Annotated in this window: 13 protein-coding genes; 1 reads left to right on the top strand and 12 read right to left on the bottom strand. The window is 42.1% G+C overall.

Annotated features, from left to right (window positions below; genetic code table 11):
* Positions 1 to 5 precede the first annotated feature (5 nt).
* Genes A7D14_RS17110 through A7D14_RS17100 form a run of 3 tightly spaced genes read right to left on the bottom strand, consistent with a single transcriptional unit; the run spans position 6 to position 3,512 of the window.
* Positions 6 to 1,199, bottom strand: a complete 1,194-nt coding sequence (locus tag A7D14_RS17110; protein WP_067037350.1) for an esterase — start codon at positions 1,197 to 1,199, stop codon at positions 6 to 8.
* A gap of 32 nt (positions 1,200 to 1,231) precedes the next feature.
* Complete coding sequence (locus A7D14_RS17105; RefSeq protein ID WP_067037348.1) at positions 1,232 to 2,371, bottom strand: alpha/beta hydrolase-fold protein; 1,140 nt, start codon at positions 2,369 to 2,371, stop codon at positions 1,232 to 1,234.
* 25 nt (positions 2,372 to 2,396) lie between these two features.
* Complete coding sequence (locus A7D14_RS17100; protein ID WP_067037346.1) at positions 2,397 to 3,512, bottom strand: alpha/beta hydrolase-fold protein; 1,116 nt, start codon at positions 3,510 to 3,512, stop codon at positions 2,397 to 2,399.
* 1,218 nt (positions 3,513 to 4,730) lie between these two features.
* Between A7D14_RS17100 and A7D14_RS17095 the strand changes: the two genes are divergently transcribed.
* A complete protein-coding gene (locus A7D14_RS17095; RefSeq protein ID WP_067037344.1) occupies positions 4,731 to 5,573 on the top strand; it encodes a helix-turn-helix domain-containing protein in 843 nt (280 codons plus the stop codon).
* A 16-nt stretch (positions 5,574 to 5,589) separates the two neighbouring features.
* On the opposite strand, the gene A7D14_RS17090 is transcribed toward A7D14_RS17095, so the two are convergent.
* From A7D14_RS17090 to A7D14_RS17050, 9 genes are read right to left on the bottom strand one after another with little or no spacing between them, the layout of a single operon-like run.
* Positions 5,590 to 7,092, bottom strand: coding sequence for an FGGY family carbohydrate kinase (locus tag A7D14_RS17090; RefSeq protein WP_067037342.1), 1,503 nt, complete (start codon positions 7,090 to 7,092; stop codon positions 5,590 to 5,592).
* A 28-nt stretch (positions 7,093 to 7,120) separates the two neighbouring features.
* Entirely contained in the window at positions 7,121 to 8,092 is a 972-nt protein-coding gene (locus A7D14_RS17085; RefSeq protein WP_067037340.1) for an ABC transporter permease, read from the bottom strand.
* Between the two features lie 34 nt (positions 8,093 to 8,126).
* Positions 8,127 to 9,647: a sugar ABC transporter ATP-binding protein gene (locus A7D14_RS17080; RefSeq protein WP_067037338.1), complete on the bottom strand. Its 1,521-nt coding sequence runs from the start codon at positions 9,645 to 9,647 to the stop codon at positions 8,127 to 8,129.
* A 1-nt stretch (position 9,648) separates the two neighbouring features.
* Complete coding sequence (locus A7D14_RS17075) at positions 9,649 to 10,266, bottom strand: DUF2291 family protein (RefSeq protein WP_067037336.1); 618 nt, start codon at positions 10,264 to 10,266, stop codon at positions 9,649 to 9,651.
* A gap of 2 nt (positions 10,267 to 10,268) precedes the next feature.
* Positions 10,269 to 11,216 (bottom strand): D-ribose ABC transporter substrate-binding protein, encoded by a 948-nt coding sequence (locus A7D14_RS17070; protein ID WP_067037334.1) that lies wholly within the window; start codon positions 11,214 to 11,216, stop codon positions 10,269 to 10,271.
* Positions 11,213 to 12,652, bottom strand: a complete 1,440-nt coding sequence (locus A7D14_RS17065; RefSeq protein WP_067037332.1) for a DUF1593 domain-containing protein — start codon at positions 12,650 to 12,652, stop codon at positions 11,213 to 11,215. The genes A7D14_RS17070 and A7D14_RS17065 overlap by 4 nt, the downstream gene beginning before the upstream one ends.
* Before the next feature lie 4 nt (positions 12,653 to 12,656).
* Positions 12,657 to 13,634: a transketolase family protein gene (locus A7D14_RS17060; protein ID WP_067037330.1), complete on the bottom strand. Its 978-nt coding sequence runs from the start codon at positions 13,632 to 13,634 to the stop codon at positions 12,657 to 12,659.
* Between the two features lie 6 nt (positions 13,635 to 13,640).
* Positions 13,641 to 14,465: a transketolase gene (locus A7D14_RS17055; protein WP_067037328.1), complete on the bottom strand. Its 825-nt coding sequence runs from the start codon at positions 14,463 to 14,465 to the stop codon at positions 13,641 to 13,643.
* 8 nt (positions 14,466 to 14,473) lie between these two features.
* Entirely contained in the window at positions 14,474 to 15,883 is a 1,410-nt protein-coding gene (locus A7D14_RS17050; RefSeq protein ID WP_067037326.1) for an L-fucose/L-arabinose isomerase family protein, read from the bottom strand.
* Between the last annotated feature and the right edge of the window lie 291 nt (positions 15,884 to 16,174).

Here is a 16,174-nt window from a genome sequence, read left to right as displayed (position 1 = left end):
TTGTTCTAATTCTGCCAAAGGTTGGGCAAGAACCTAAAGTACAAAAGATGGCGCCAGGTAGACCAGTCGTGCCCCCCGTTTCCACCTACGTAGTATTCGTGTTCTATATCATGTTTATTTAATGCCTCGATGAGACCCTGAACCCTTGCATTAAAAAAACCTTCCGCTTCCTTGGTACCCTGGCCCACAAAAAGATAATCTATCTTATTATTTACTTCTGGGTCATTTAAAAAATGGGACAACGTGGTTTCCGCAGTGGTATCTCCAGCACTAAGAATACCAAAATTCGCAAATAAATCGAGCGAGCGGAAACCGATAAACATACTATGCCGACCTCCCATGGACAAACCGGAGATTGCCCTTCCTTTGGGGTTCGGGATCGTGCTATAATTTGCATCGACCACCGGAATGACATGGTTTCTAAGTTCTTTCTCAAAAATATCGAAAGTGAGTTCAGAATGCTGTGGATGGTTTCTGTGTATGATCTGATTATTGGGGATGGCAATTATCATGGGCTTGGCTTTATTTTCTGCCAAAAGATTGTCCATGATTAGATTCGCTCTGCCGTCATATACCCAATTTGAAGGCAGTTCGCCACTTCCACCCAATAAATAGAGAACGGGATATTTTTTTTCAGGGTCGTATCCGGGCGGGGTGTACACGTACAGTTCACGTTCGCCTTGGGTCACATTAGAATGATAAATGTGACGGGTGACATTTCCATGAGGCACCTCTTTTGCATCATAATATGCCGGACTATCTCCATGTACGATCAATTCGCTATAGGGAGGCATGGCAGTAAATGCCGCATACGTGTTATTTGGATCGGCCATTTGAACGCCATCAACCCGCAAATGGTATGCGTACATATCAGGAGGTAGTGGCCCAATGGTCAATGTCCAAATACTATCCTTTCCTTTGGTAAAAGGAATGGGTTCCCTGCCCTTACCCAAAGCTGTGTTAATGGCGCCTGGATTTAATTCCACTGTTTGCGCATGGGGAGCCTTCAAACGAAACGTAACGGTTTGGTCGTCATGTACTTCGGGAGAGTTTACCTGTGCACTAAAGGGGATGAGCCCTTCCGTATCTTTCTGGGGGTTGTAGTCCAGATTTACATTTGCCTGTTGACCAAAACCTAAGGTCGATATAAACAGAAATGCAAATGCGAAAATTGTATAAAATAAGCGTGTAAAAATCATTTCAGAAGTGTTAAGAATTCAGTGTTGATACTTCAATTTTTAAAAAGCAGTTGTGCATATTCATATAGACTTCTCCGCCAGGTCAACCATTCGTGGGCGGTGTCCTCTGATTCATAAAAAGTATAGTCGATACCCTGTTTTTTCAGCATATTTTTGAAGGCACCCACGGTTTTCATGAAAATATCCGGCTCTTTGGTTCCCAGCCCGAGCCAAAAAACGTTGATCTGTTCATTCACCGCATCGCCATCATGAAACTTTCCGTCCAAAAATGTGGCAGTGTCAATCTCATCACTGTTGGGATAGTTTGATGTACCACTAAAACCTCCGTAAGAAGCAAACTTGTCCAGATGGTTCATGATGATGCGCATGGTCTGGTTGGCGCCCATAGAAAGTCCGGCAATGGCCCTGTGCTCCCTATCAGATTTTGTTCGGTATTCTGTATCGATCAATGGGATGACCTCATTGATCAAAACCTCCTCAAACACCGATTGCGGTCGTGCACTACCCTCCGATGGCCTATAAGCATAGCCGTTATCCATGACAACAATCATGGGAACCGCTTTATTTGCCGCAATCAGGTTGTCCAAAATAAGATTGGCTTTTCCTTGTTCGGCCCAGCCTGTTTCATCCTCAAAACTACCATGTTGAAGGTACAGTACTGGGTATTCGGTTGTAGTGTCTTTGTTGTACCCCGGAGGGGTGTATACAAAACATCTTCTCCAGGCCTGGGTTATGTTGGAAAAATAGAGCTGCTCGGAAACCTTGCCATGGGGAACGTCCTTCAGGGCATATTTTTCTTTATCCTTGGCGGGGACTTCGATACCACTCCCCCATCTACCAGCACCATAGTAGTATTTGGTGCCAGGGTCGGGAACCGAAGCGCCATCAATGTTCAACTGATAATAGTGAAAGCCTTCATCCTGCGGAGCTGATTCGCCTGTCCAGACCCCTTCGCTGTCCTTGGTCAAATCGTATTTAACACCGCCGATGTCCAATTGTACTTTTTTGGCTTCCGGGGCAAGGATGCTGACCTTGACACGTCCTTCAGAATTGACTTTGGGATATTCTTTCCCCGGTTGGTTGGTCTCTGAAGGTTCATAATTTGATTGTGCCACACATGTAATCTGTGCCGTAAAAAAAAGTATCGCTACAATAGAAAATGCATGTTTCATGATGCTTTCTTTTTGCCTGATCAGATTAGTTGAAAAGAAGCGGGGCAAGTTCATGCAGGCTACGTCTCCAAGTCTGGAATTCGTGGGCAGTTCCTTCGGAAATATAGGAAACGGCATTTATCCCGGCCTCTTTTAATGCGGTGGCGGCACTCTTGACAGCTTCGGGTCTTTCCTTGCTCCCACAGCTCAAGAATATCAGTTTTACATCTGCATTTTCCTTGATGTCCTCGGGGCTATAGGTGCCTCCGCTAAGAAGTCCGTAGTACGAAAAGACCTCGGGCTTGTTGAGCGTGATCATTTTTGTCTCCATCCCGCCCATGGAAAGGCCGGCCATGGCCCTGTGCGACTTATCGGCCATGGTACGGAAATTGGCATCGATGTAGGGAATCAATTCGTCCACCAAAACGGTTTGAAATGGGGTAATATCAAAATTCCTAAGACCACCAAATTTGATTTCATTGGTCATTCCATACGTCATCACAATAATGAAAGGTTCAATTTTTCCCTCGGCTATAAGATTGTCCATGATAAGGTTGGCATGTCCTTGGTTGCTCCATGCGGTTTCATCCTCGCCCCATCCGTGCTGCAGATACAATACGGGATATTTTTTAGATTGATTTTCAGTATACCCTGGAGGGGTGTACACAAAAGCCCTTCGGGAAGTGTTGGTGCTTTCCGAAGGAAAAAGAACTTGTTCAACCTTACCGTGTGGCACATTCTTCAATGCATAAAAATCCTGATCATGGGCCGGTATCTCTATGCCACTTTCCCAACGCACAGATCCATAGAAATTCAGGGCGCCCGGATCATTAAAGGTACCACCATCAACATTTACATGGTAATAATGGAACCCTTCGTCCATAGGACCCTCGGTTGTGCCCATCCAAAAACCATCTTCGGTCTTGGTCAGTTTTGTTCCGCCCCTTCCGCCAAGTCCAAGGCTTACCCTTACGCTGTCTGCTGCGGGTGCCTCTATCTTGAAACGGGCATATCCCTGTGAATTGACTTGGGGATATTCTTTCCCGGGTTGGTTTAATGTAGAGGGCTTAAAATCCTCGATTATGTTTTGTTGGTCGGTTTGGGACATAGCTGTGGCACAACATGCCAATGCTATAGCCAGCGTTACAGAAAAAAGTTTCATACTTGTTTGTTTTTAGTTAACTGTTGTTAGATTTTGCTTGTTAGCTGATGTTCTTTAATTGATTAAATTATACACAACCCTCCCTATTTTAATTCTATGGTGCAGCAGCCGTAAGTAAAGGCCCATAAAATAAAGGAAAGCGCATACTATTACTTTTTGTCGATTCCCACTCTGCTCCAGAACAATTTGTAAAAAGGGAAATGACCCAAACATCCTGAAACAGTTTTTTTAAAATTTTGACATCAGGGCTTTCGAGTATTTAACATGGAGTCTTCCCTTTTTCAAGTTAGAAATCCATACCGTTACCTTATTCCATCACTTGACGTTACAGGAACACAACTGAAATACGCTCTGATTCACAAAATAAGTGTTAATTCAACACATTACAAGCGAATATACTATAAATTCTCTAAAAAATTACAGGGAAACTTATGATTCTTTTTTAAAATTATACGTGTTTCGAGGTAAGTGAAGAGATTGGAACAGCTCTATCAATTCAGCAATTGAATTGATTTTACACGTTGTTTATCAATACATTGGGATATTATCAAACAGCATCTAAGCGATGACACTAGCGTTATTTGAAAATAATTTTAGTGTGAAGAAGGAAGGTTCAATTGGTTTGAAATGAATGCGAAAAAAAACAAAAAGCACTGTCAATCAGTCAGTTGACAGTGCTTTGATACCGCCTATTTAGTGGTTCGTCGGGATAATCGAAAGAAAACTCTAATTTCAACAAACTCACAATCAATGCTTTATTCTATTTCCAAAACTGATTAACCGAACTCTAAACTGCATTCAAAACGGTACATTCAGAGGCAAAACTTATAGGTGTTTTGCAATATAAGTTTAATGAAGTTTCTTAAAATATGGTTTGCTATTAACCGCTATCTAAACTTTTTTATAAAAATTTGTGCCGTAAAATGGCCTTTATATACAACTGTCGCATGTGGTAGTTATCCTAATGGTACTATTGCTATTTTGAAAAGACCATAAATATGCGGGGCATTGTACTAAACCTTTTGGACAGGTAAAATATAACTCAAGGGGTAACCTTCCCTAACATGAAATTCCATACTGTTATCCAAATTTCGGTAGTATAATCTACTAATAGAAATTAAGTCGCTCTTCATATTCGTTTGAACTATAGTCATCTATTATTACTAGTATTTAAGTAGATAAAACTTATATTTGCATTATAATCTATCGTTTTCCGATATGCTAAAGAAATTCGATGAAAACAGGCAGGACTTAAAGCCATACGGCTTGACATGTGAGTTATGGCAGCCCAAGTTAATGGAAAGGCCGGATAGACATAATGAGATTGAAATCAACTACTTACCTGAAGGATCATTGACTTATTTGATTCATGACCAAAAATTTAAGATCAAAAAAGGTAGGATGATTGTTTTTTGGGCATTGTTTCCACATCAGATTGTTGATTTTTCCGAAGATGCCCCTTATCACGTAATTACAATTCCTTTTTCCACATTGCTCAGTTGGAATCTCCCAAAGCAATTTTTGGACATGCTCTTTCGAGGCGAACTCAAAGCTACGACTTACAAACCTTCAAACCCTGTTTTAGCAAATCAAATATTCGAACGTTGGGCCGATGAACTTAATAGGGACACTGAGGTTCTGAAGGAAATTTGTAGTCTGGAAATCGAGGCGTATTTAAAACGGTTTGCTTACAGAACAATGAATGCCACTTCTTCTATCGAAAAGGTTGAGCCGCTTCCGATAAATTTGGTCGAAAAAATAGCTGTCTATATCGCCAAAAACTTTAATAGTCCAATTAAAGTCGTAGATGTAGCTAAGGCCGTGGAATTACACCCAGACTACGCTAACGTTATATTCAAAAAAGCATTTGGTTATACTATTTCTGATTATTTACTGGAACAAAGGCTGTTGTATGCCAAACGAAAGTTAAGCATTACCCAAGATTCGATAACTTCAATTGCCTATGAGTCCGGGTTTAACTCAATTAGTAGATTCAACGCAACTTTTAGAAAATTTAGCGGTATGACCCCAAGGGATTTTCGGAAGGAGCTTAGTATATAGTTTTTGAAAAGATAAACTATATCGCCAATTTTCTCTCGTTCAGTATTTTTAGCCAACCTTCATAGCTCTTTTTTACGAGATCATTTTTTGATGAAGGTTTATAAACCTGTAAATTTTCCATTGGTTTGGGTAAATCGTCTAAGTCTTTCCAGAGTCCCGCACCCAAGCCGGCAATAAAGGCCACCCCTAATGCCGAAACATCTGCAATACCAATATTGACCACCTTAGTTCCTAATAGGTCGGTCAAGAATTGCATAAGAAAAGTATTGGCCGAAATACCTCCGTCAACATTTAATTCGTTTAGTTCAATATTGCTCTCTGCTTCCATTACGGATATAACATCCTTAATCTGGTAGGTAATGGATTCCAATGCGGCGCGTACAAAATGGGTTTTGTCCGTTTTGAAGGTAATCCCATGAATTGAAGCTTTCCAATCCATTTGCCAGTGTGGTGCCCCAAGGCCGCTAAAGGCTGGAATCAAATAAACTCCTTCATTACTGGTCAAGCTGGTGGCCATCTGTCCCGTCTCAACGCTGTCCTCAAAAAGTTCCAATTGATTTTTAAGCCATTCAATGGTAGCCCCGCAGCTCACGATCACACCCTCTAAGGCATAGTCGACTCTACCCTCTATACTCCAGCAGATGGTGGTAACCATTCCTTTTTCCGACCGTACTAGGTTGTTCCCAGTATTCCATAAAACGGACGAACCTGTTCCCATTGTAGCCTTTGCGGTTCCCGGGCTAAAGCACCTTTCTCCGAATGCTGCGGCATGGGAGTCGCCCATAAGTCCTGTTATAGGAATCCCTTCTGTAAAATGACCGTCTAAAGTAGTAGTACCAAATTGTGCTGAGGAGCACTTTATTTCTGGCATTTTTAATTTCGAAAGACCAAAACTTTCCAGTATCACGGTATCCCATTTCAGATCCGAAATATTAAAAAGTAAGGTGCGAGAAGCATTGGTCATATCAGTCGCGTACATCGTACCATTGGTAAGTTTGTAAAGCAGCCATGTATCGACTGTTCCGAAATGGCATCGCCCTTCATCAATGGCTCGTTGTACTGTTTTGTTGTTCTTATAGAGCCAAATGAGCTTGGTTCCAGAAAAATAGGGGTCAATTTTTAATCCGGTTCTGGTCGTTATTTCGGCTTCCATTCCTTCTTCCTGAAGTCCATTGCAAATTGCAATAGAGCGTTTGCATTGCCAGACCACGGCATTGCACAAAGGATGGCCATGTTCATCCCAAAGTACAAAGGTCTCTCTTTGGTTCGATATGCCACAGCTAATTATTCTTTCTTTATGCCCTGGATATTGTTGCTCAAATTCATGAAGACAATGAGCAACCGCATCGATCACATTTTGATAAATTTCCTCAGGATCTTGTTCAACAAATTCGGGTTTTGGATAATAGGAAGTCAAAGGCACGCTGGCCTTGGTAACAAGTTTCCCTTTTTGATCAAAAATAATCGCTTTAGTTCCGCTAGTACCTTGGTCAATTGCTAAAATATAAGATGTTGTCATATTGGTTAAAACGCTGTTTTTTGATTGACTAATCTTCGTTCGGATGGTTTAAACGATCCATGATCACTGCCAATAATATGACAAATCCTTTGATGATTTGTTGCCAAAAGGGGGATACGTTCAACAAAACCAAACCACTATTCAAAACCCCAATGATCAAAGCCCCTTGCACGGTGCCCGTAATGGAACCCCTGCCTCCCGATAATGAAGTGCCCCCAATGACCACAGCGGCAATAGAATCGAGTTCGTAACTCATACCGGCATTGGGTTGGGCCGAATCTAATCGAGAAACGAGAATGATACCGCCAACAGCAGACAAAATACCTGCGATGGCGTACACCCAGACTTTTACCTTATTGATATTGATACCCGATAAACGTGCGGCACTTTCATTGCCCCCAACGGCATAAATATGCCTGCCGAAGACGGTTTTTCTAGTTATTACCATTGCAATGGCCACCACGACCGCCATAATCCAGACCGGCATGGGAATGCCCAAAAACCAACCCGTACCAATAAAGGCAAAGGTGTCACCAAAACCGGTAATGGGAAAACCTCCTGTCCACAACATTGTGGCTCCCCTGGCAATGGTCAACATCGACAGGGTCGCTACAAAAGGGGGAACCTTAAATCTTGTGATCATCCACCCATTAAAGGTTCCAAGCCCACCTCCAACTATTAACCCGGCGAAAATGGCTCCGAAAACCGTAAACTCCAACAAGATGTTCATCGATGGAATCTCTATTCCGTTTTGTAGTAAACCCGCGGTTATCGCTCCTGCAAAAGCTAGCATAGATCCTACGGAAAGGTCGATGCCTTTGGTAAGGATTACCAATGTCATCCCTACCGAAATACAGACATTGATTGAAATTTGCCGCATGATATTCCATCCGTTCTCGGGAGTCAAAAACTTATCGGACAGTAGGGTCAGAACAACACACAACACCACAAGGGCGATGATGGACTGAAATTTCAACAAGGTGCTTTTAATATTGGTCATTTTGGTGGTATTCTAGCTTGTTCTTTATGATTCTTTATAATATTGCAGCTTGCATAATCAATTCTTCATTGGTATTTTCTTGATTGAATTCGGCATTTATTTTCGTATCACTTAAGACCAAAATGCGATCGGCAATAGCCAAGATTTCCGGTAGTTCAGAAGAAACGACAACAAGACCCAAGCCCTTTTTTGCCAACGAATTTATCAGGTGGTAGATTTCATTTTTGGCATTCACATCGATTCCTCTTGTAGGCTCATCAAGAAACAGGACTTTAGGATTCGTCGCCAACCATTTTGCAAGCACTACTTTCTGCTGATTCCCACCACTTAAGTTTTTTGCAAACTGCTTTTCCGAAGGGGTCTTTATTTTTAGAGCCTCAATATATTTCTTTGACAAACTGGCTTCTGATTTTGAACTCAATAATCCGTTCTTTACGACTTGCCCAACGCTTGCCATACTTATATTCTTGGTTATTTCCATCTGCAAGACCAGACCATCTTCCTTTCTGTCTTCGGGCACCAGGCCCATTCCATTTCTAATGGCATCCATGACGGATCGTATCTTAACTTCTTTGTTTTCAATATATACGGTGCCCGACATTACCTTGGGGTGCAACCCAAAAATGGTTTCCAAAAGCTCGGTTCTCCCTGCCCCCATCAGTCCGAAAATTCCGAGGACTTCCCCCTTTTTTACACTAAAATCGATATCCTTAAAGACATAGCTCGATTTATCAAACTTCCTTGGCAGGCTCATTTTTTCAACTCGTAGCACTTCTTCCCCAAAGGGTACTTTCTCTTTTTGAAACACATCTTTAATATCACGCCCTACCATCAAACGAATGAGGTCATCCTTTTTGGCCTCGGCGGAACTTTCAATAGTGCCTACCATTTTTCCATCCCTCAGCCCAATGAAGCGGTCTGCGATCAATAAGAGCTCATCCAATTTGTGGGAGATATATAAAATGGCCACGTTTTGCTCTTTCAAGGAGGCAATAATTTTGAACAACGACTCGACCTCCGAGTCGGAAATGGCCGATGTTGGCTCATCCATAATCACGACTTTTGCCTCACCGAGTAGGGCCTTTGCTATTTCAACCAATTGTTGTTCGCCCACCCTTAGTTCGGAAACTAATGTGCTTGGGTTTAAATCGCAATTCAACCGTGTCAAAAGTTCCTTGGTTTTGTTGCGCATCAATTTCGAATCGAGAAGCCCAAATGCATTTCGGACCTCCCTGCCTAAAAAGATATTCTGTGTGATGGTCAAATATGGAATCAGGTTCAATTCTTGATGGATAATGGCAATGCCTTTTTGCATAGCCTCTTTCGGATTATTGAAATGAACCTCTTCATTGTTGAAAAGGAGCTTGCCCTCATAGTCAGGATACACTCCTGACAAAATCTTCATTAAAGTAGATTTACCGGCACCATTTTCGCCAACAATGACATTGACCTTGCCTGTGTGCACTTTCAGATTAACATTATCCAATGCGGTAACCCCACCGAATTTTTTGGTAATGCCTTGGGCCTCAAATAATATGTCGGATAGATTCTCCAATTTAGTCGTTGAATTTAATGATCAGGGGAATCACTTTAATCCCATTTATTTGTGGGTCTGCAATATCAATTGTGACGGCTCCCTTAAAATATAGGGCATCGCCAATTTTAGCATTCTTCTTAAAAGGCGGCACAACGGTTTCACGGACAATATTGTTCAATTCAACGGAAATGGAGTTGAAATCCATCGTATTTTGATAATCATTGATATTGGCCATTCCGCTGCCATCGCGAATGGCATTACCAAATATAAATTCGGTCGCAATCCTCAGTTCTTGGTTTTCTTCGAGCAGAACCGTAATGTACTCCTCTTCGATAGCGGCTATCCTTGCTTCACCCTCAATGATAAAATTATACTCATCGCTGATGCCCAGTTTTTTCCCTTTCTGTTCAGTATAATTTTCAAGTTCATCGGAGATATTGCCCAAAAAATCGGAAGCATTGATCGCTGGAAGCGTTTCGATTTTGTTCGCCATAAAATCGCTGGCATAGGATGCTGCATTGAATGTCAAATCACTTTTGCTCTTTTTGATTTCATCCAGCGGTTTAATGTTAACGGAAGCGTATAAGGCAAGTCCGAGAACCACAACCAGAATGCTATACTTTAATACTTTATTCATAATCAGTTATCTGAACCATAAGCTCCAAACTCATCGATATTTTCTTGGGTAACTACTTTTACCTGTAGAGGCGTTTTTTTGCTGAAATCCCGTTTCCCCTTTAAGAATTCATCTGCCATTTCCGCTGCGGCTCGCGCCATTTGCCTGGGCGATTGCATAGCAGTGGCCGATATTTTTTTATCCTTTATGGCATCCATGACATCTTTAGCACCGTCAAATCCGAAAACCATTACACTATCCGCTTTTCCAGCCGCCACCAAAGCCTGATAGGCACCCATGGCCATGGCATCGTTTCCGCAGAATACCGCATCAATATCAGGATTCGATTGCATCACGGATTCCAACACTTCCATCGCCTTGCTCCGGTCAAAATCGGCACTTTGCTGCGCAACCATTTCAAGTTCGGGAAAATGATCTACCACACTATGAAAGCCTTTAGACCGGTTCCAGGTATTGTTGTCGCCGACCAAACCCAAAAGCTCTACGTATTTCCCTTTTTTGTTCAGTTTTCGAACAAAATATTCCCCGAGTGAAACACATCCTGAAAAATTATCGGAGGTTATTTGAGAGGTGGCCACATCCAACGAATTAATTTCCCTGTCCATACAAAAAGTGGGCAAATTTGCTTGTTTTGCCCGTTTTACATTGGAAACGGAACCTTCGGAATCGGTGGGATTAAACAAAATCGCATCAAAACCGGCCGCTATCAGATTTTCAAAATGTTCGGCTTCTTTTGAGGTGTTGTTCTGCGAATCAAAAATTGTGGCTTCATAGCCTAATTCCTGGGCCCTTTCTGCGGCTGATTCCCCCAATACCACAAACCATGGATTATTCAAGGTGGAAATGACCACTGCCATTTTTTTAGGTTCGTGTTCCTTTTCATTTCGGGAATTGCATCCAGAAAGAACCAATACCAAGGTTACTACTATATGAAATACGACTTTTCTCATTCTTCTTTGGGTAATACATTGACGATAACCCTCTGGTATCGGGTCAAATTTGGCACTCCATTATCTGTAACTTGAAGGATAAGATGTACGGTCTTTGCCTTGTCCGTTTTTGGAGCTACAAAACTTGTTGTGGACGCTTTGGCATTTTCAAGTTTTATATTGCCCCTATTAATATTGAGCGTGCCAACCTCATTGTATACTATCCATTCGTATGTCAGGGTATCACCGTCAGGATCAGAAGAACCCGTCCCACTTAAGGTTACTTTGTCGCCGGAACGCACGAGCAACTCGTTTGGATGGTCCAATTTTGCGCCCGGGGGATGGTTGGCTTCACCGTATTCAGCTGTATTGCTCCAATCGATACGCGCGGCGAAATCATTTTGATAAGCCTTTCTCCACCGCCAAATAGTTGCTTGATTGCTCGTATGATAAGATTCAGTAATTGGGCTGTACACCTCGTCATCGGCATCTGTCCAGATTGGGCGCAATTCAGGTTCGTACATATATTTCTTGAATTGAGGAACATAGAGTTCATACCTGCCGCCCCAACCGCCATAGTTTGGCTGTTCGGGATTGTTGAGACCATTGTTGACCAGGCCAAGAAACGAAGGAGTGTCACCTTCCATCAAATATTCCGTATGTGGATGCTCCGCGCCTAAGGGCCCGTGGTTATTTCTAATATGTTCATCAAGCCACGGATTGTCAACAATCGAAAAATCAGGGCCTATGAAACGCCCATGGAATTTATCCCCAGAAATCCCTGTCCATGTAGCGAGATGATATTGTCCCCCTCCATTTTCCTCATACCCTGGACTTACAACATAGAATATGTTCTGAAAATTATTTCGGATCCATGGTCCTGAGTCATCCTGGTCCGAAATGGTGTACACCCTGATTTTTGAAATGATCTTGTCCAGTTCTGATTTGGTCTTGGTACGTTCCATTTTCCAGAGTGCCTGTGCCAAAACATTGGCACCGCCCCACGCTTGAACGTATAGCGGACGGTCATCATCCTTTTCCAATGCTTTTATCAACCACTCCGATCCTTCTGAATCCTGACCTTCGCCAACCCCGGTCATCCCAAATTTTGAAACTCCTACCTTTATGATTCCTTTGAGGTATTCATATTCAGGATATCCCGATTCATGTTTTTCCAGATTGTCTCTTATCTTTCCATAGGCATCCACAATTTCATGAATACGCCATTCCGCCGTTTTATCCCTTTGCCAACAAGAGGTAGTTGCAACTATTCCCTCAACATCCCACATATTGGAATATGTCAAAAACCGCACTAAGGACTGGGCATCGTCTGGTTCATTTTCTATATCAGTGAGAACAAATACCCTTGGTTTTTCGGTAAAATACTGTGACTGTACGGGTAGTATTCCCAACATTAAAATGAAAAGCACAACGGCTTTTAGTTTGATATTTTTCATCCAGTTATTTTTTACTGTTAAATAGTTCTAATGCAAAGTCCTTCAATCCAGAGCCTGAAATACCATAGTGATTAAAGATTTCAACTTGTGATCCTGTTACGGTATATTCATCTGGAATACCCACAATCTTAAATGGATTTTTAAATCCGTTTTGGAATAAGAATGAGGCACAGGCCTCACCCAAACCTCCGTTTACCATATGTTCCTCAACAGTTAGTATAGGCCTACCGTTCGCGGCAATATCTTCCAATAAATCGGTATCCAAGGGCTTTATGGTATGCATACTTACCACCGTGGTTTTTATTCCGTGTTCTTCCTCCAAGGCTTTTCCTGCCAACCATGCCGGATATACCGTTTCTCCGTTGGCGATAATGGCCAAATCTTCGCCGGCTCGCACCACACGTCCTTTTCCGAACTCAAAACTTTGGTCCGCTTCGTTCAAAAATGGCATTGGCTTTTTTCCAAGGCGGAGGTATATGGGTTTTTTGAACTCCACCGCTTTACGCACCGCTTGTTCGGTTTCAAAATTATCGGCAGGTGCAACAATTGTCAGGTTGTTAATAGCACGTAGAACAGCAAAATCATGTAAACTATGATGTGTGGTACCCAATGCACCATAGCTTACTCCAGCACTTATACCCACTAATTTCACGGGATTGTCTGAATAGGCAATATCATTTTTTATCTGCTCCAAGGCCCTGGCGCTTAAAAAGCAGGCAGGAGATACGGCAAATGCCTTCTTGCCTGCCGAGGCCAAACCAGCTGCTACACCAACAAGATTTTGCTCCGCAATGCCCACTTCCACAATTTGTTTCGGGTATTTTTCAGCAAATGGCACCAATTTGCCAGAGCCACGTGAATCACTGGTCACTACTAGAATGGCCTTATCGTTAGCTGCTAATTCTTCAAGGGTTTTTGCAAAAACCACCTGATTGGCCAAGCCCATTTTCAAATCCCTTTCCTCTATATTGTCTAACTGCATAGTTCTCTAGATTTCAGCTTCCGCTTCTGTTAACTCCGATTGAGCCAATTCATACTCCTCCGGACTGGGCACACCATGATGCCATTTCAAATTGCTTTCCATATAGCTTACTCCTTTGCCTTTGGTGGTGTGGGCTATTATGAAGTTTGGTTTTCCTGTTTCAAAAGGTCCGTTGTTCAAGGCTTCCTCCAATTCCTTAAGATTATGTCCATCGACTTCTTTTACTGACCAGCCAAAAGTTTCCAATTTATCACGAACGGAACCCGTGTTCATCACCTCCTCGTTCGACCCTGTAATCTGTTGCTTATTGTAATCCAGAATGGCGTACAGGTTATCCAATTTATAGTGGGAAGCGGATAAAAAGGCCTCCCAGTTGGAACCTTCGGGCAATTCCCCATCTCCCAACAAGGTAAATACCCGATGTGTTTTGTTATCCAGTTTAGCGGCAATTGCTTCCCCTACACAGATCGGTAGTCCGTGGCCCAAGGCACCGGTATTTTGTTCAACCCCGTTTACTTTTTTCGTCGGATGTCCTATATAATGCGATTGATATTGGCATAGTGTTTCCAGATCTGATTCTGGAAAGAAGCCACGATCTGCCAAGGTCACAAAAAGTGCTTCCACACAATGCCCTTTGCTTTGAATATAGCGATCCCGATCGGGATTTTTGAAATTCTTCGGATCAACGTTCAAAACACGGTTGTAAAGTACATTGAGAATATCGGTACACGAAAGACTACCGCCCGTATGGCCCGCCTTAGCCTTATAGATGTACTTGAGAAGGCTTTTTCTCAGGTATATGGATTTCAACTTCATTTCTCTATCAGTCATATCTTAAACTATTTGTGATTGTACACTTCCCAGCCCATATAATTTCCTAAGGCTTCGTTCAATATTGCACCGGTCTTGGATGCATTCATGACAACATGGTGCTCAAAGCCATTCTTGCAGATATAATTCATCAATCCTTGAAGGTCTCCAATTTTGGCCACCGCCCTATTACCAAAGGTTTTTAGCGGATCGTCTGTCAGCTCGCCTTCCCCGATATAGGCCTTTATAATACCTTTTGGGTCATCAGTACTTATTCTACCGTAAGTCAGTGGATTTGCAGGGGTACGCCCATCCAATGCTCCATAGGTGTTTTCTACCCCAACAGAAGTTCCTAGAATTGGTGCATTGCTGATTTCGATATCGGGCAAGAACGATTTTGCCCAATTGCCACAATGAAATAACACACATTTATTGGGGTCATCGGCGTAGTTATTGTTCCAATCGACCAAAGCACTTGGCGAACCGGAAGCCAGCTGCATGGCATACATACTCAAGGTTCCTGTTACATCGACTTCACAGGCCGATGGCAGCATGTTCTCTGACATAATGCTCATACTGGTACATACATTGCATCCAAAATTCTGTTGCAATGATGTCCAGCATTGTATTGCCGTAGCATCCAGTGCATATTCTTCTACAAACTGATTGAGCACAACGTCCAATTTCGCCATTTGGATCATGGCAGCATCGGGGGTTTTACCTTTCGGGGCATAAGCATTTATAGTCTCCAAATGTTGTTTGACGGCAGCATCATCCTTTGTGAGTCTGTCCGCTTTACCGAGAATTTCTGATAAGTCTACCGTAGTAACGGTAATACCATTTCTTTGTAAAATTTTTTCTGAATAGCGAACCGTGTTGAATGCGCCAGGTCTTGCACCCACGGCTCCAATGCGAACATTTCGTAGTCCTTTTACCACTCGACAGACCGCCACGAAATCCATTAAATCTTTTTGGAACAGTTCTTCGGAAGGCGACATAACATGTTTGCTGGTCAAAGAATATTTGATGCCATACTGATATAAGTTGTTGCAGACCGAGATTTTACCACACCAGGAATCACGTCTATTGACAACGTTCATTTTAGAAAGCTCATCTGGATATGCTTGAATAAGAACAGGAACATTCAAGTTTGCCAGTTTCAAGGTATCGGCCACTCCCTTTTCATCTCCAAAATTGGGCAATAAGACCAATACCCCTGCAATTTCTTCACTCTGCCTTTTGAACAGTTCCGCACACTTTTGGGCATCTTTAAAAGTTTCAACACCTGCAAGTTTGGTGTCCGTGGTGTCCAACAAGACTGATTTAAGGTTGAGTTTTTTGAAAACGTCAAGAATTTCAATTCTTGCTTTTTCCACCAAACTGTCCGGAAAAAAATCTCTATTTCCTATTATTATACCAAGTGTAATTGTTTTACCCATATTTTGTTTTCCATTAATTGATAAAATCTCTGCGTAAAGAGGTTATATAGACCAGGTTAAAAATTCAACAGCACAAAGTACTACTAGCATTCAAACAAAAACAAGTGGCATTTTCGTTTAATTTTATCATATTCCGATGTTCATAATCATGGCGAATAATTTTAATTGAAGCGAACAGAGCTTTTAAGTACTCCTAACTAAAGACCCGTCTTGAGTTCTTGCTTAAGGGATTTTTAAATAATCTATAAACCTCGGAATTCAACTAGTTTAATTCCTTATATAGATATTTTT

Origin of the sequence: Allomuricauda sp. CP2A, assembly GCF_001683915.1 — a bacterium.
Lineage (GTDB): Bacteria > Bacteroidota > Bacteroidia > Flavobacteriales > Flavobacteriaceae > Flagellimonas.
Note: the sequence above shows the minus strand (reverse complement) of the source record. Positions and strands in the feature narration are given on the sequence as shown.